Below are 15,544 nucleotides of genomic sequence, written 5' to 3' on the forward strand. Positions count from 1 at the left end.
CGCTCAGGGCTCGAAGCGCGCCAGGAAGACCTTGTACTGGAGCGAGACGAAGAGCGTCTTCGGCGCCACCAGTCCCGCCTGCGCGAACATCGCGAACAGCGCCGCATCGGACTCGATGGGCTGCATCTTCGCCATGGCCTGACGCCGGGCCTCCAGCTTCTCCAGCGGCACTCCGTACGTCCGCAGCCGCCGGAACTCGACGTTCGTCAGCTCGGGGTCCTGGCCGATGCGGCAGCCCAACACCAGCGGCGCTCCCGGCTTGAGCCTCCGCGTCACCTCTCGCAGCAACTCGACGCGGGCATCCTCTCCCTCCACGTGGTGCAGCACGCCCATCAACTGCACGCCGTCGAACGGGGGACCTTGCGGCAACGTCCGCAGCTCGCCTTCGTGCAGGTGCGTGCGCGAAAGCAGCCCCTCCGCCTCCAGGCGCTTGCGTGCGACCTCCAGCATCGGGCCGGAGGGCTCCACGCCCGTGAAGCGCCAGCCCGGCACGTTGAAGCGGAGATAGGGCACCAGCTCCGCGCCCGTGCCCAGGCCCACGTGGAGCAGTGACGCCGTCTCCTGTCCGTCCAATCGGGCAGCCAGGGCGCTGACGCCCAGCTCGTATGCCGCCTGGTAGCCAGCGAGGCTGACCGCCGCCTGGGCGTCGTAATGGGCCGCGCGGTCGGCTCCAAAGCCATGGACCGGCGCATGTGCGGAATGTTCGTGGGTCATGACCGCAAGATGCGCCCGCCCCGCTCGGAATGGCAGAGCGGGGATTCAGACGGAATCAGCGGATCTTTCGATTCCATGCTCGACCAAGCAGAACTCATTCCACAAGCACCGCGCATCGCTTGTTGAAGTACGCGTCGCCTCCTTCCTCGTGAATCCTCCAGACAGACTCCTCATCCCCCACGAGGTCGAGGACCTCCCCGGCGACCAGCTTCCGGACAACAACAGAGTTGCCTCCCACCTCTCTCCAGACGGTGCAGCGTCGAATGACATGAACCCGCCGCACCGGGCGATCGCCAAAAGCCGGAGGAGGTGCCTCCTCCACTGGGGCCGCGCGCCTTCGTGCCTCCTGCCTGCTCGATTGGCACGTTGGAGCAAGCAGTACCCCACAGGGCAGTAGCGACAACGCGCATGTCACCAGGAATGCGACCCAATTGAAGGGGGGTGGTGGCCGGATGAAGACCGCGCTGCTCTTACATCGAGGACAGACCGCTGACAGGTCCTTGCCTCTGGGGTACCAAGTATAGGTACACGCTGAGCATTCATTCAGCGGGCGGAGAGGGCCTCTGGGGATTGCTGGGAGGCGAACAGGGCGAAAGGCCGGGACCTTTGGAAGCTTGGGGGGCCTGTACGCCTTTGGCGCTCGAAACGAGCTTCGGAACCGAGGGATTCGGGTCCTATGGGCCTTCCACCGAGTCACGAACTCCTACTGTAGCAAACGCGGTCTTCCGCGTGCCGCTGCGACGTCCACCGGACGGGGCTGCCTTTGCACCACCTACCTGGCGAGGCACGGGACATTTCCAGCCCCGGTCCCACGACAGCGGGACTCGGGGCTTTGGGCGCCGGAAAGCTTCATCACCGACATGCCTGATTCGCCTGCTCCCAAGCAGCATTGATCTCACGGCACTTCCTGGCCGCCAGTTCCCGCAGCTCGTCCCCAAGATGAGCGACCTTGTCCGGATGATACTGGGCGATCAAGCGGTGATATGCGGCTCGGGCATCCTGTAGCGAGGAACTGACTCCGATGGACAGGACCTCCCAATATCTGGGCCCTACCACTGCGTAGGAATCCGTCGGAGAAGTCGTGGACGACGGCCTCTCTCGCTGTGCTGCCGAAACCCGAGCGCTACCACCAGCAAGCGACTGGATCCTCAGCACATACGGGCCAACGCGGAGTTCATCGACGAACGTCACCACAACCGGATGAGTGATCCGCACCCCGTTGAGCCACGTCCCATTGGTTGATCCTTCATCCATGACGACCGTGGCCCCAGCAATCGCCACCAACCGGCAATGCACCCCTGAAACGGTCCCATCGCCAAGGTGCAGCTCACACGCATCGCTACGACCCACGAAGATCTCCCGGGTCTCGAACGTTCCGCGCTTGGACCGAGTGACTCCACGCTGTCCCACGACAATTTCAAGCATTGTTTCCCTCTAGGAATGCCCCAACCAATCGTTCACCTTGCTTTGGCACCAAACGCACGGCTTCGCGTTCAAAGCGCCCCTCAACGCATGCAGGCCCTGCCTCTACTTCTTGTTGATGATCACTTCGGCGACCTGAACCGCGAGCTTCACCAGCTTGATCACGAGCTTGGGATTGATCTTCATGGTGTCCTCTTCCGATGTGCAGTGAGGCGGCGCCGCTTGAGCACCGCCTGACTGCTCCCTAAGCACGCGCTGTGCCGACACGCGCATCGCACGCGGACTCAATAGTTCCAGGCAGTTACAAGGCCCCTGCCCACCTTTCCGCCCGTCACGTCGCGCCGACGATCAAAGCTGCTATCAATATTGACGGGGCCCTGACGGGGGGTGGTTCGGCCAGCGGAGATACCGCGCCGTTGGAACCTGGAACGGCCCTGGGTGTCCCCATTCCACGGCCCGGGGACGAAGCAGTTGGGTTGCAGCTCCCCTTGACTTGAGCCACTCCATGACCCGCCGGGAACCCACACACAACTTCCGCCCGAATCGAGAAGGGCAGGCCCGCACCACGGCTGAAAGGGGTCGCGCTTCCGACGGAGCCCCTACCTACCGCGAACCCAAGGCACTCCGTGTTGAACGAGAGGGGCTCGAGGACCTTCTCGTGCCTCTGTACCCGGACCGCTCATACGTCTTCGGACGCGACCAAGCATCCACGGTCGTCTTTCCCCATGACGCTGTGTCGCGTCAGCATGGGCGACTTTCCTTCCGCGAAGATGACCGCTGGGTCTACAGGGACCTGAACTCCAGGAACCGAAGCTACCTGCTCGAAGAGGGGAAAGAGGAGCAAGGCGACGAGAGAGAGTCCGCGGTGATCATCTCTTCCGCCCAGGACCATGTGGTGGAGGCCGACCACACCATCTTGCTCGGGAACAGGAGAAGTCGCATCACACTCCTTGCAGAAGTACCCCATGGACTTCTTGCCGGGCGTCCTCCCAAGAAGACCCTTTCTCCTGCGGCGAAGCAGCTTGAACTCGCTGTCAACATCGCGTCCCGCCATCAACTGCCCACCTTCATCCTTGGACGGTCGGGCACGGGAAAGACCTTCATTGCTCGAGAGATCCACACCCGGAGCCAAGCCACCGGAAACTTCGTGATCTTGAACTGCGGTCGCTTGCCAACGGACAGCAACTCCCTCAGCAGTGAGTTGCTTGGGCACGTCAAAGGCGCCTTCACAGGGGCGGTCATGCCTCGGGTGGGCAAGTTCTTCAGTGCCAACGGGGGCACGCTCTTCCTGGATGAGGTGGAGTGCCTGCCGCAGATCGCTCAGGACTTCCTCATCGATGTCCTGGAAGGCTCCGGTAGCTTCGCACCGCTGGGTGCACCTCCTGACTACCGGGAACCCCCACCCCGCTTCAGGCTCATCTCCGCATCAAAGTCGCCCTTGCAGGAGACCGAACTCCGTCATGACCTGGCCCAGCGTCTTGCCGCGGGTGATGTCATCGTCCTTCCCGCCCTGGAAGAGCGCCGCGAGGACATCCCGATGCTGGCCGATAGCTTTCTGCATCAGCTTTCCGTCGAGCGGCAGTACGACGCCGCACTCACGAGCGATGCGCTGGACTACCTACAAAAGGCGGAGTGGCCGGGACAGATTCGAGAGCTCGAAGCCACCATCAAGACTGTCGTCTCAGTTACAGCGGCGATCCGCGACATGGATGGAGTGGGCGCGACGAAGATGCTGATCACCCTGGACGCGGTCAAGGCATACCTTGCGAAGCGCGAGCAGGGCTTCGGTGCCCCCAGCAAGCCCGCGAGGGCACGGACACATACGTCACTCAGTGCAATCCCCGCTCCGCCGCCACGCAAGCGCCCCAGCGACCTGACCGAACAGGACATCACCGAGGCGCTGCACCGCACCCAGGGCAACAAGACCCGCGCAGCCGCGGAGCTTGGAATCGCAATCAATACGCTCAAGGCCCGCATGCGTGCGCTGGGCCTTGATCAATGAGCGCTACTCCGGAACGAACCCGTTCCCCTCGCGCCGGAACACCGCGCCGACTGGCGCGTCCAGGATGGCGTCCAATTCCTTGTCCCGGCCCAGCAACGAGCGCAGCGGGACGATGACCGCGTTGCCGCTCTCCTCCATGTACTCCTCGGTCTCCAGGCCCGAGGTGAAGAGCCAGCCGCTGTCCTCTTCCGCCGCGGGCTCCGAGCGCTCCGCGAAGCGGATGGGTTCCCCATTCTCCGTGATGAAGCGCGTGACGAGCGCCTTGCGCTGACGCAGCCGGATGCCTCGCAGCAACTTCTGCCGCTCCTCCGTGCCCAGCTCCACCCGGACGCGCACCGTCCGCCCCTTCGCGTCCAGGTGCCGGCTCACCGTGAAGATGCCGTCTCCCCAGCGGTTCCCACACCCCACGACTCGCGCTCCGTCCAACACCAGCGAGGCAGTGTCCTCCTCGCTCTCACGCAGCCCGGCGTTCAGCTTCTCCAGGTTGCAGTGCGGCCGGTAGTCCACCCCCACCGCGAGCCCTTCCTTCTCGAGGCGCTCCTGCAGCGGCGTGGCCTTCTCCCCCACCCGGTCCATGGGCAGGTCCTTCCACCCATACACCCCACCGCCCAGGTCACTCGCGCCCAGCTCCTTCGCGAGCTTCGGCGCGTCCCTGCCGTGAAACACATAGTCCGCCAGCCCGTCCTCCGGCTCCCACATGCGGAACCGTCCCATCGGGCCCAACCCGGCGAACAGCAATTGGCCGTGGTCCACCATCACCCCAGCCACCGCTTCTGACCGAACCCCTTCCACTTTCTCATCCACCACGACATCGATGGACCGCCAACGCCCGCCGAACTCTCCCGGCGGCATGGGCATTCCAATCACTTTCAACCCACGACTTGAGGGCAGGTCTCCCACGACCACAGCCCAAAGGCCGTTGTACTTCACAACCCCCAATCCCTTTCCATGCTCCAACGCCAGCCGGGCCCGCTCCGTGTGGGGAATCCGCGCTGACAACACCTCCGCGCGCGCATCAAAGCCTTGCTCCCGGGCGAACCCCTCGAAGTGCGCCGCGGCGTCCGCCGGGTCCTTCCTGTCGAAGAGAAAGCGCGGGTCGAATTCACGGTCGTAGGCCTGGCCCGCCGCGTCCGCGTCCGGCCCGGTGATGAGCAGGTCGTGCTCCGGCGGCGCCTTCTTCCGGGGCGACACCGGCTCCGCGTCATGCCGCCAGAAGCGCCCCAGGCCCGGGTCCAGGATGAGCAACACCCCCTCTGGCAGGTCGATGTCTCCCAGCTCCACGGGCTTCGGTGTCTTCGCGGGTCGCGCCATGGCTCCGGACCCTACGCCACACAGTCAAATGCACCCCAGACAAACGGAATGGCTTTCATCCCCCACACCCACACGCGCGGTGCAATCCAGAAAAACCCCTCCGGGACACAAGAGTTGTCAGCCAACTCCCCCCATCCGTAAGGCTTTAACAAGGTTTTAAAGGAATCAAACCTATCACGTTTTCTTTTAAGTACCGGCACTGGGGGCTGCACGTGAGAGAAGAACTCGACACTTCCGACATGGAGTACGCCGATTTCGCGGTCCGTCATCAGCCCATCCTGATGGCGGTCGCCCGGAACATCTGCGGGGGGAATGCCACTGTTTGCGACGACCTGCTCCAGGACGTCCTGCTGCGGGCCTTGCTGAAGTGGGACACCTTGCGCGGCTGGGCGGAGCCGGCGCGCCGCGCGTGGCTGGTGCGGGTGCTGCACAATCGCTTCCTCGACCAGTGCCGCCGCTCGCGCACGGAAGCCACCACCGCCATCAACCTGGGCAACGTGCACAAGCTCTTCGAGGAGCCGGAGTCACGGGACCAGGAGCTGTGGGAGTTCATCACCGAGCCGGAGCTGCTCAAGGCCGTCTCGGCGCTGCCCTTCAACCTGCGCCGCACCTTCGAGCTGCACTCGGAGGGGCTGCGCCACGCGGAGATCGGCCGCCGGCTCGGGGCGCCCGTGGGCACGGTGGGCACGTGGCTCTACCACGCGCGGTTGAAGCTGCGTGACCAGCTTCGCGACATGGCCGAGGCCCGTCGGAAGCTGGGGAGCTGATGAACGTCCACTGCCCCCACCTCCCCGCCTTCGTGGACGGGGAGCTGCCCATCGAACACCACGAGGACTTCCGCGCGCACCTGGCCTCCTGCGAGGCGTGCGGCGTGCGGCTCCATGACCTGCTGCAGGCGGACATCCTCGGACGGCTGGCGCACACGAAGGCGCCGCCGACTCCCGAGGCCACGGGGATTCCCCCAGCCCCGTGGCCCCTCCCCCCATCCGAGCCCGCCGAGGTCATGGCACCGCCGCCGCATCCGCGCCGCCAGCGCCCCCACTGGAGTCACCTGGGGGCGTTCGCCCTGGCCCTGGCCGCCGTGAGCATCTGGTCGACGCGTGTCACGCGAGAGCCCCCCTCGCCGTGGTCCGCGCCGGAGCCCACCCGGCCCCTGGAGGCCCGGCTGACCTCCGTCCCCCTGGATGGACACCGCCCCTACGTGCCCATGCGCGGAGGGGTTCCCGCGGCGGCGCCGCTACCGCTGCGGGAGCTGGCCCGGATGGAGGACCGGCAGGACTGGCGGGGCATCGCCTCCGCGTACCTGCTTGCGGGCGACGCGCGGCAGGCCCTGAACTACCTGGGCAACGCGGCCGCCTCCCCGGACGTGGACTCCGACCGCGCGGTCGCGCTGGCGCTGGCCCATGCCGGGGCCTCCGAACAGGCGGCGCTCGACGAGGCCCTGGCCGTGCTGGAGGACGTGCTCCGCAAGCAGCCAGACCATCCACAGGCCCTGTGGAACCACGCGCTGGTCCTGCGGAACCTGGACCTGCCCCTGCTCGCGGCGGATGCCTTCGACGCCGTGGCGAAGCTGGGCGAGCCCGGCTGGAGCGCGGAGGCGCGGACCCATGCGGGCCTCTTGCGGGAACAGACGCTGGCCCGGGGCCGCGCCTGGAAGCAGGCCTTCGCGGCGACGCAAGACCTGATGGCGGACTCCAACGCGCCGCTGCCTTTGAAGGAGGCCGCGAACCTTCCGGGCATCGTCCGGCTGGCCTTCTACGACGCGGTCCGCGCGGCTCCCTCGAAGGACGCGGCGCTGCGGCTGCTGCCGTTGGCGGACACCCTGGACCGGGCCTATGGCGGCGGCACGGTGCTGCACGCGACCGTCACCCGCGTGGCCGCGCGGGACTTCCAGAAGCGAGAACCGCTCGCCCGGGACTACGCGCGGTCCGTGCGCGGCAGGACGCCCTTCCCTCCGGCCTTCCTGGAGACACTGCGGCGCTCCGGCGAGGACGACCTGTACGTGGGCGCGCTCGGGTACGAGCTCACGGCGGGACGGCCCGTGGACGTGGCGGTGTTCGCTCGCGCCGCGGACGGACTGGGCGACCCGTGGTTCCACCTCATCGCCGAACGCGAGCGCGCCAACCAGGATGTGCGCGACGGCCAGTGGTGGAAGGCGGAGGCGCGCGTGCGGGAGGCGCTGCGCACGTGCGCGGCGGAGCGGCTGGACTACCGCTGCGCCGACCTGCACGCGTGGCTCACGGACATGTACCTGGGCGAGCTGCACCGCCCCGCCGAGGCCCACGCACACGCGCTGCGCGGCTGGCGGCTGGCGAAGAAGCAGGGAGAATGGCAGCAGGAGCGGCTGTTCCTCCAGGAGCTGGCGCAGGTGGCGCGCTTCCACCACGTCGCCCCCACCGCGAGCGCGTACTTCAGGGAGTCGCTGGCGCGCGTGCCGGACGACCCCGCGCAGCTGAGCTACGTGCACCGCAACCTGGCCACCCTGGCGTGGATGGACTTCCGCGTGGACGAGGCCCGGCGGCACCTGGAGCAGGCGATGGAGTCCGGCGTGCCGCTGGGACTGAATGGCGCGGGCGTGCTCGCGGACCTGGCCCGCTTCGGCCCCATGCCCGGTGCGGCGGACGCGCTGTCCCGTGCCCTCTCCGGACTGAGGCAGGGCCAGGCTCGCCCCGGTGAACGCGCGTTGCTGGACTCCATCCAGGGCGAGTTCGAGCTGGAGCGCGACCCCACCGCTGGACGCGCCCTGCTGCGGAGCGTCCTCACGCAGGCGGAGCAGTGGCCCGGCGACGTGTACGCCCGCCGCGCCCAGGCCCGCGCCTCCGCCGCGCTCATCTCCGACGCCGGACGCACGGGCGCGTTCGTGGAGGCGCTCGCCCTCGCGGGCCGCCAGTTCCAGGTGACCGAGGTGCCGGAGCGCTGCGTGCTCGCGGTGTCGGTGCAGCACGAGCGCACGCTCGCGGTGGCGCGTGGCCCTTCGGGCGCGGTGCACGGGGACTTCACCCAAACGCGCACGGCGCCGCTCGGCCAGGACGCCTCCGGGCTGGTACCGCCCGCGTTACAGGAAGCGCTGCGCGGGTGTGAGCAGGTGCAGGTGCTGGCCCCGCCTCCCGTGAATGGCCTGCCCCGGCTGCTCCCGCCGGACATCGCCTGGAGCTACCGGGTAGGCCACGCGACCGTGGGCCCTCTTCCGCCGGTGGACAGCGGCGAGCACCTGGTTGTCTCCAACGTGGACACGCCCGCGGCCCTGGGCCTTCCGCGTCTGCCTCCGATGTCGCATCCCCCTGGGGAAGACGCCCGGCGCGTGATGCTGGAGGGCGCGCGAGCCACGCCATCGCGCGTGCTGGAGGCGATGGCCACCGCCACCGAGGTGGAGATCCACACGCACGGCGTGTTCAGCCCGGAGCTGTCGGACGCCTCGCTCCTCATGCTGGCCCCGGAGCAGGATGGCCGGTACGCGCTCACCGCCAACCAGGTGCGCGCTCACGGGCTCTCCAAGGCACCGTTGGTGTTCCTGGCCGCATGCGGCGCCGCGCGCACCGCGCCCTTCCCGCACGAGTCCTTCAGCCTGCCGGTGGCCTTCCTCGACGCCGGGGCGCGCGCGGTGCTGGCCGCCACGGTGGACATCCCGGACACCGCGGGCCGCTTCTTCAACGACGTGCGCGAGCGCATCCACGCGGGCGCCTTGCCCAGCGTGGCCCTGCGCGACGAGCGGCAAGCCTGGCTCCAGGCCTCCCCCGGTGACCGCTGGGTGCACGACGTGCTCCTGTTCGAATGACGATCCGTAAGGTCATTTAAAAGAACCGGACCCAGCACGTTTTCAAGAAGGAGCCGCACGCAAGCCGGAAGCGCCCATCCCGCGGCGGCCCTTCAGGAGGACGGACATGAAGAACTGTCGGAACAGTGCTGGTCAGGCCCCCGGGAAGGACAAGCCCCAGAACGATCTCCCGGACAAGCCGCCCCCGGGACCCGCTGGCGTGGACGCGTCACCCGTGGCGCCGGGGGAACAGCGCGAAGAGTTCCACAGCGACCTGCCGGACAAGCCTCCGCCGGGGCCGGCAGGATTCGATCGCTGACGCTCGCGGGCGTGGCGCGGGCCTATGCTCCCGCGCCATGCCGTCGCATCCGTATGTCGTGAGGGCCGTGCAGTCTCCAGAAGAGCTGGAGCAGGTGCTGTCCCTGCAGCGCCGCAACCTGACTCCCGCGCTGTCTCCAGAGGAGCAGCACGCCCAGGGCTTCGTCACCGTCCAGCATGACCTGGCCACGCTGGAGTGCATGCACGCGCTCGTGCCCAGCATCATCGCCGTGCAGGACTCAGACGTCGTGGCGTACGCGCTGGTGATGCCCCGCGAGTGCCGCGCGCTGGTCCCCGTCCTGGACCCGATGTTCGCGCTCCTCGAAGGGCTCGAGCACCGGGGCCGGCCGCTGAAGGACCAGCGCTTCTATGTGATGGGGCAGGTGTGCGTGGACAAGGCCCACCGGGGGACGGGCCTCTTCGACGCGCTCTACCACCAGCACCGCGAACAGCTTCGCTCGCGCTTCGACTGCGTCGTAACCGAGGTCTCGGTGCGCAACACCCGCTCCCTGCGCGCGCACGCGCGGGTCGGGTTCGAGACCGTCCACACCTACCGCGACGCCATCGACACCTGGGCCGTGGTGCTCTGGGACTGGGGCGCGGACACGTCGCGCTGAAGCACCGGATCCACGCGCACCGGCGTGGGACGGTTCGCCATCCGCTTGTGGTGCATGCCGGACAGCTTCAGCGCCAGCTCCGGACCGGTGACACCCTTGGGGATGTAGCCGTCCGCGCCGGACGCGCGCACCAGCTCGCGCAGCCGCGACTCGTCCATGGACGAGTACAGGATGAAGAGCGTGTCCGGACCCGCGAACTGGCGCACCACGCCCAGGATGCGGTCGCCGCTCAGCGCCGGGATGTTCACGTCCAGGAGCACGATGTCCGGCTGCTCGGTCCGCAGCAGGTTGGCCACGCCCAGCGCCGCGCGCGTGGTGACGACTTCGAAGCCGTAGCGGCTGATGGAGCGCTCCACCAGCTCCAGCACGAGTGGGTCATCATCCACCACAAGCGCCTTCAACTTGCCTTCCGCCATCGCGTCTCCGCCTTTCAAGACCTCGGGGGAAAGGTCTGAAGTGCATTACGTCCAGGTATGCTGTGCAATATACGCCATACCTGTATTCATGCACAATGCCCCTAGGCCTGAAGACCTGGGAGGCCCGTACTTTGAGTACGAATTCCGGGTCTCAATGTCGCGCGGAGGTGGGGAAAAAGGGCCCTATGCCGCAGGGGTGACCCTGACCTCGACATATCACCGTGAGTGAAAAGCGAGCGAGCGGGCAGGGTGGGAAACCGGACACTCCAGCGCCCGGCCGGCGCCTCGTTTCACCCTTCACGCAAAGCCGTGCGCGGTCAGGCGAGGCGAGGCAGCTTTGGGGGATGGCTTCTGGAACTCCCGCCAACAATGACTTCGCCCTGCTGGTGGCGGTCCTTCCGCCGTCGCTCCAGGAGGCGGTGCGGCAGCTGCCTGAAGCGGAGCTGTTGGAAGTGGTGATGGACCTGGGGCGGCCTCCGGAGGCGCGGCTGGTGCACGGGGTGGCGCGGCTGTCGGAAGCGCCCGTGGATCAGGAAGCGCTCCAGGCGGTGCTCGCCCACGTGGGCGAGGTGGGCGGCGACAACCGCGCGGGCATCGAGCGCACGCTCCACCGCGTGTCGGCCATCCGCAACCGCCAGGGCCGCGTGGTGGGGCTCACGCTGCGCGTGGGGCGCGCCATCCAGGGCACCATCGACATGCTGCGCGACCTGGTGGAGTCCGGGCGCAACCTGTTGCTGCTCGGGCGGCCGGGCGTGGGCAAGACGACGAAGCTGCGCGAGGTGGCGCGAGTGCTCGCGGACGCGCTGGGCAAGCGCGTGATGGTGGTGGACACGTCCAATGAGATTGGCGGCGATGGGGACATCCCGCACCCCGGCATCGGCGGTGCTCGGCGCATGCAGGTGAGCCGGCCGGACCGTCAGCACGACGTGATGATCGAGGCGGTGGAGAACCACATGCCCGAGGCCATCGTGGTGGATGAGATTGGCACCGCCGCGGAGGCCGCCGCCGCGCGCACCATCGCGGAGCGCGGCGTGCAACTGGTGGCGACAGCGCACGGCAACACGCTGGAGAACCTGGTGCTGAACCCCACGCTGTCCGACCTGGTGGGCGGCGTGCAGACCGTCACGCTGAGCGACGACGAGGCGCGGCGCCGGGGCACGCAGAAGACCGTCACGGAGCGCAAGAGCACGCCCACGTTCGACATCGTGGTGGAGATGGTGAACCGCGACGAGGTGCGCGTGCACCGCGACACGGGCGGCGCGGTGGATCGGCTGCTCACGGGCACGGAGGTGGGCGGCGAGAAGCGGCGGCAGCAGGACGGCGCCGTGCACGTGGAGGCCGCGCCGCAGGTGGTGGAGGCCACGCCGCCGGGAGGACGCGTGCCGAAGGGGACACCCGCGCTGGGAGCGCCCCGGCCCGGGCCCACGCGCATCGCCGCGCACGCGGTGAGCCGCGAATTGCTGGAGCGCGTGCTGCGCGACCTGCCGGTGGAGGCCGTGGTGGTGGGCCGTCCGGAGAACGCGGAGGTGGTGCTCACGCTGCGAAGCCGCGCGAATTCGCCTCGGTTGCGCCGCGCGGCCGAGCGCGTGGGAGCGCGGGTGCTGGCCATCAAGCGCAACAGCGCCACGGAGATCCGCCGCGCGCTGCGCACGGAGTTCCATCTGCTGGAGGGCGTGGACCCCGCGGACGTGCACGCCGCGGTCACGGACGCGGAGGAGGCCATCCAGCGCGTGCTCGCGGAGGGAATCAGCCTGCCGCTCGCGCCGCGCCCTTCGCGCCTGCGGAAGTTGCAGCACACCCTGGTGGTGAAGAATCACCTGGAGGCCGTGAGCGTGGGCAGCGAACCCATGCGCCACCTGGTCCTCTACCCGCTGGGCACCGTCCTGACGGAAGCGTCCGACACCGAGCCGGAGGACGTGGACGCGCCGGAGCCGGATGACGACCTGGAGGACGACGACACCTTGGCCGCGGACGAAGAGACCGGGGATGACGAGGACTCGGAAGCCTCTCCTTCGGACGAAGGCATCTCCGAACCCCCTCGGACCTGAGCGCTGCAGCCCCTCCGGCGGCGACCCGCGGAAAGCTGTCCGACTGTCGGACAGGTTTTGAACCGGGGCCGGCGGGGGGGCGGACCTCGCGAACTTGTCCGACTGTCGGACAGGTTTTGAACCGGGGCCGGCGGGGGGGCGGACCTCGCGAACTTGTCCGACTGTCGGACAGGTTTTGAACCGGGGCCGGCGGGGGGGGCGGACCTCGCGAACTTGTCCGACTGTCGGACAGGTTTTGAACCGGGGCCGGCGGGGGGCGGACCGCGCGAACTTGTCCGACTGTCGGACAGGTTTTGAACCGGGGCCGGCAGGGGGGCGGACCTCGCGAACTTGTCCGACTGTCGGACAGGTTTGGACCGGGCGGGCCCGGACAGGGCCGCCCCTGGTTGCGCAGCTCACTGCACACGCTGCATGGGGTCAGGGGAGCCCCTTTCCCTGGAGATTCGCGGGGTTGAGGGGGGCATGACCGTTGCTGAAGGCTCGGGGTACGGTCCCCCGCGATGGCGCGGGGGGAGCCGCACCGTCTTTCCGGAGACCTTCATGCGCCGCATTGCCTTCGCTGCCCTCGCCGCCCTCGCCGCCCTCGCCACCACCGCCTGTGGGGACAACCTGCCTACCCAGGAGGAGATAGACGACGCGAAGGCCCGCGTGGAGCGACTGGCGGCCTCCACGCACCAGGTGCGGGGCGCGTTCGAGATGCTGGGCCTGATGCCCGTGTACACGTGCGGCGAGCCCCGGCGCTCCTTCCTGAACCGCGCCGTGGAGGGGCTGTCCGCCTCGGTGACCTGCGCGACCTTCCGGGTGCAGGCCGTGGACGCCGTCACCGACTCCGTTGTCGTGTCCTTCCCGTCCGCCTGTGACGTGCACGGCCTGCGCTTCACCGGACGCGCGGTGCTGGAGTACCGCGGCGGCGAGGACCTGATGGAGATGAAGGCGGACCTGCGCGAGCTGGCCGTGGATGGCCAGACGCTCCAGGCCAAGGTCGGCTACGGCACGTGCGCGGACGAGACGCGCCTGTTCGCGGAAGTCGAAGGCCAGGTACCCGGCCGCCAGGGTCACAGCTTCTCCATCAACAGCACCGTGGGGAAGCGCGACGGGCTGCCCATCATCGGCGGCACGTCGCTGGTGTTCGACGGTCCGGGCGAGCTGACGGGGCCGAACGGGACGGACCGCATCACGCTCACGTCGCTCGAATATGAAGTCGGCAACTACCTGCCCAAGGAGGGCACGGCCCTGGTGGAGACCGCGGACGGGCACCGCCTGAACTTCGCGTTCCAGCCGGTGCTGTGGCGCGTGGGCAAGGTGGAGGTCACCGTGGACGAGAAGGACCCGGTGACCGTGCCTGTCGTGCGCTGAGGTCTACTCCTGGAACGACCGGGTGAGCCGGGCGATGGCGCCCGGCAAACCCCTCACGCGCAGCCGGCTGCCCGTCTCGTCGTAGGCCTGGGACACCACGGTGGTGTGCTCGTACACCTCGCCAATGCGGGCCTGCCGTGCGTAGGGAATCACCAGGTCCGCCTCCACCATGGAGGCCTCGAAGAAGGCGATGACCTCCCGGCGAAGCATGGCCACGTCCTCCGGCCGGTGCGCGGACAGGAAGATGGCTTCGGGGTGCTCGGCCCGGAGCGCTTCCTGGGCCGCCGCGTCCAGCCGGTCCACCTTGTTGAAGAGCAGCTTGCCCGGCACCACGTCCGCGCCAATTTCCCGCAGCACCGTGCGGGTGACCTCCAACTGCGCGGCCCACGTGGGGTCGGACGCGTCCACCACGTAGAGCAGCAGCGACGCCTCCAGCGCCTCGTCCAGCGTGGAGCGGAAGGACGCCACCAGGTCGTGCGGCAGCTTCTGGATGAAGCCCACCGTGTCGGAGACGAGGATGCGCGGCCGGGTCTCCGGCTGCATCGCGCGCACCGTCGTGTCGAGCGTGGCGAAAAGCTGATCCGCCACCAGCACCGTGCTGCCCGTGAGCGCGCGCATCAACGACGACTTGCCCGCGTTCGTGTAGCCCACCAGCGCCACGCGCAGCTGGTCCCGGCGCGCGTAGCGGCGGTGGTCCTGGTCCTTCTGGATGGCGGCCAGGCCCTCGCGCAGCTCCGCCAGCCGGTCGCGAATCTTGCGGCGGTCCAGCTCCACCGCCGAGTCACCCGAGCCGCGGCCCTGCTGGCGCTCACTGCCTCCGGAGGATTCACGAAGGCGCGGGGCCAGGTAGTTGAGCCGGGCGATCTCCACCTGCATGCGTGCCTCGTGGCTCTTGGCGTGCCGGTGGAAGATGTCCACGATGACGCCCGCGCGGTCCAGCACCTGCACGCCCGTGGCGCGCTCCAGGTTGCGCAGCTGGCCGGGGGACAGCTCGTGGTCCACGACCACCACGGTGGGCCTGGGGCCCGGTTCGACGGCGGTGGCCTCCGCATCCGCGTCTGATTCCGCGTCCGTGTCCGGGAAGGCGTCGTCGTCCTCGTCGGGCGGCTCGGCTCCGGATCCGTTCGGGTCCGCGTCGCCGGGAGCCACCGGGGCGTCCGGGTCCTCGGGCTCCGCGTCGGCTTCGGCCTCCCACTTCTCCCGCGCCTTCGACGTCTTGCCCTGCGCGCCGGACGGGATGACGCCCGTGCCACCGGTGAGCTCGGACAGCTCCTTGAGCTTGCCGGAGCCGAGCACCGTGCCGGTGGCCAGCCGCTGCCTACGCTGGGACACGGTCGCCACCGCGTCGAAGCCCAGCGTGTGCACCAGCCGCTTCAGCTCCGCCAGGTCCGCGGCATGCGCTTCATCCGTCACCCCGGGAAGCTGGACACCGACGAGGACGGCGCGTGGGCGCTCGGGAAGGGTTTTCGCCATGCATGGGCTCGTAACACGCCGGGCCCGGCCGTGCCTCTGCATCGCTCATTCAATTTTCTGCTTATTCTTGAATAACCAGTTTAAAAGCAACTCAATCCCAGACATTGAGACAA

At 68.5% G+C, this 15,544-nt stretch carries 13 protein-coding genes; 7 read left to right on the forward strand and 6 right to left on the reverse strand.

Annotation, left to right across the window (positions count from 1 at the left end; translation table 11 throughout):
* Positions 1-3: 3 nt before the first annotated feature.
* The 3 genes from D7Y04_RS26945 to D7Y04_RS44575 all read right to left on the reverse strand — a co-directional run bounded on the left by D7Y04_RS26945 (position 4) and on the right by D7Y04_RS44575 (position 2,409).
* A complete protein-coding gene (locus D7Y04_RS26945; RefSeq protein WP_121761117.1) occupies positions 4-714 on the reverse strand; it encodes a methyltransferase in 711 nt (236 codons plus the stop codon).
* 852 nt (positions 715-1,566) lie between these two features.
* On the reverse strand, positions 1,567-2,139 hold the full coding sequence (locus tag D7Y04_RS26950) for an FHA domain-containing protein (RefSeq protein ID WP_368666427.1): 573 nt from the start codon (positions 2,137-2,139) through the stop codon (positions 1,567-1,569).
* A gap of 102 nt (positions 2,140-2,241) precedes the next feature.
* Positions 2,242-2,409 (reverse strand): hypothetical protein, encoded by a 168-nt coding sequence (locus tag D7Y04_RS44575; RefSeq protein ID WP_158627591.1) that lies wholly within the window; start codon positions 2,407-2,409, stop codon positions 2,242-2,244.
* A 385-nt stretch (positions 2,410-2,794) separates the two neighbouring features.
* Between D7Y04_RS44575 and D7Y04_RS26955 the strand changes: the two genes are divergently transcribed.
* Entirely contained in the window at positions 2,795-4,138 is a 1,344-nt protein-coding gene (locus D7Y04_RS26955) for a sigma 54-interacting transcriptional regulator (protein ID WP_233601592.1), read from the forward strand.
* Between the two features lie 3 nt (positions 4,139-4,141).
* On the opposite strand, the gene D7Y04_RS26960 is transcribed toward D7Y04_RS26955, so the two are convergent.
* Positions 4,142-5,449, reverse strand: a complete 1,308-nt coding sequence (locus D7Y04_RS26960; protein WP_121761119.1) for a DUF2185 domain-containing protein — start codon at positions 5,447-5,449, stop codon at positions 4,142-4,144.
* Positions 5,450-5,688: 239 nt separating this feature from the next.
* Here D7Y04_RS26960 and D7Y04_RS26965 point away from each other — a divergent pair, with 239 nt between their 5' ends.
* From D7Y04_RS26965 to D7Y04_RS26980, 4 genes are all read left to right on the forward strand, one after another.
* Positions 5,689-6,216 (forward strand): RNA polymerase sigma factor, encoded by a 528-nt coding sequence (locus tag D7Y04_RS26965; RefSeq protein WP_211487125.1) that lies wholly within the window; start codon positions 5,689-5,691, stop codon positions 6,214-6,216.
* Positions 6,216-9,224 (forward strand): CHAT domain-containing protein, encoded by a 3,009-nt coding sequence (locus tag D7Y04_RS26970; protein WP_121761120.1) that lies wholly within the window; start codon positions 6,216-6,218, stop codon positions 9,222-9,224. The genes D7Y04_RS26965 and D7Y04_RS26970 overlap by 1 nt, the downstream gene beginning before the upstream one ends.
* A 106-nt stretch (positions 9,225-9,330) precedes the next feature.
* Entirely contained in the window at positions 9,331-9,522 is a 192-nt protein-coding gene (locus D7Y04_RS26975; protein WP_120599277.1) for a hypothetical protein, read from the forward strand.
* Positions 9,523-9,559: 37 nt separating this feature from the next.
* Entirely contained in the window at positions 9,560-10,138 is a 579-nt protein-coding gene (locus tag D7Y04_RS26980) for a GNAT family N-acetyltransferase (RefSeq protein WP_121761121.1), read from the forward strand.
* Here D7Y04_RS26980 and D7Y04_RS26985 read toward each other — a convergent pair.
* Positions 10,072-10,554 carry a response regulator gene (locus D7Y04_RS26985; protein WP_120599279.1) on the reverse strand — a complete coding sequence of 161 codons (483 nt, stop codon included), beginning with the start codon at positions 10,552-10,554 and terminating at the stop codon, positions 10,072-10,074. The two genes, D7Y04_RS26980 and D7Y04_RS26985, sit on opposite strands and share 67 nt — an antisense overlap.
* Positions 10,555-10,898: 344 nt before the next feature.
* Between D7Y04_RS26985 and D7Y04_RS26990 the strand changes: the two genes are divergently transcribed.
* Both D7Y04_RS26990 and D7Y04_RS26995 read left to right on the forward strand, forming a co-directional pair.
* The gene (locus tag D7Y04_RS26990; RefSeq protein ID WP_121761122.1) at positions 10,899-12,602 is read left to right on the forward strand and encodes a R3H domain-containing nucleic acid-binding protein; all 1,704 of its coding nucleotides are present in this window, start codon (positions 10,899-10,901) and stop codon (positions 12,600-12,602) included.
* Positions 12,603-13,142: 540 nt separating this feature from the next.
* Complete coding sequence (locus D7Y04_RS26995; protein ID WP_233601593.1) at positions 13,143-13,958, forward strand: hypothetical protein; 816 nt, start codon at positions 13,143-13,145, stop codon at positions 13,956-13,958.
* Between the two features lie 3 nt (positions 13,959-13,961).
* Here the strand turns inward: D7Y04_RS26995 and hflX are convergent, their stop codons facing one another.
* A complete protein-coding gene (gene hflX, locus D7Y04_RS27000; RefSeq protein WP_121761124.1) occupies positions 13,962-15,431 on the reverse strand; it encodes a GTPase HflX in 1,470 nt (489 codons plus the stop codon).
* Between the last annotated feature and the right edge of the window lie 113 nt (positions 15,432-15,544).

The organism is Corallococcus sp. AB038B, assembly GCF_003668955.1.
Taxonomy (GTDB): domain Bacteria; phylum Myxococcota; class Myxococcia; order Myxococcales; family Myxococcaceae; genus Corallococcus; species Corallococcus exiguus.

Bases quoted from the DNA above. Each gene is read 5' to 3' on its own strand.
- D7Y04_RS26990 (WP_121761122.1), top strand. From the start codon at position 10,899: ATGGCTTCTGGAACTCCCGCCAACAATGACTTCGCCCTGCTGGTGGCG.
- D7Y04_RS26950 (WP_368666427.1), bottom strand. From the start codon at position 2,139: ATGCTTGAAATTGTCGTGGGACAGCGTGGAGTCACTCGGTCCAAGCGC.
- D7Y04_RS44575 (WP_158627591.1), bottom strand. From the start codon at position 2,409: ATGCGCGTGTCGGCACAGCGCGTGCTTAGGGAGCAGTCAGGCGGTGCT.
- D7Y04_RS26980 (WP_121761121.1), top strand. From the start codon at position 9,560: ATGCCGTCGCATCCGTATGTCGTGAGGGCCGTGCAGTCTCCAGAAGAG.
- D7Y04_RS26985 (WP_120599279.1), bottom strand. From the start codon at position 10,554: ATGGCGGAAGGCAAGTTGAAGGCGCTTGTGGTGGATGATGACCCACTC.
- D7Y04_RS26975 (WP_120599277.1), top strand. From the start codon at position 9,331: ATGAAGAACTGTCGGAACAGTGCTGGTCAGGCCCCCGGGAAGGACAAG.
- D7Y04_RS26960 (WP_121761119.1), bottom strand. From the start codon at position 5,449: ATGGCGCGACCCGCGAAGACACCGAAGCCCGTGGAGCTGGGAGACATC.
- hflX (WP_121761124.1), bottom strand. From the start codon at position 15,431: ATGGCGAAAACCCTTCCCGAGCGCCCACGCGCCGTCCTCGTCGGTGTC.
- D7Y04_RS26995 (WP_233601593.1), top strand. From the start codon at position 13,143: ATGCGCCGCATTGCCTTCGCTGCCCTCGCCGCCCTCGCCGCCCTCGCC.
- D7Y04_RS26965 (WP_211487125.1), top strand. From the start codon at position 5,689: ATGGAGTACGCCGATTTCGCGGTCCGTCATCAGCCCATCCTGATGGCG.
- D7Y04_RS26945 (WP_121761117.1), bottom strand. From the start codon at position 714: ATGACCCACGAACATTCCGCACATGCGCCGGTCCATGGCTTTGGAGCC.
- D7Y04_RS26970 (WP_121761120.1), top strand. From the start codon at position 6,216: ATGAACGTCCACTGCCCCCACCTCCCCGCCTTCGTGGACGGGGAGCTG.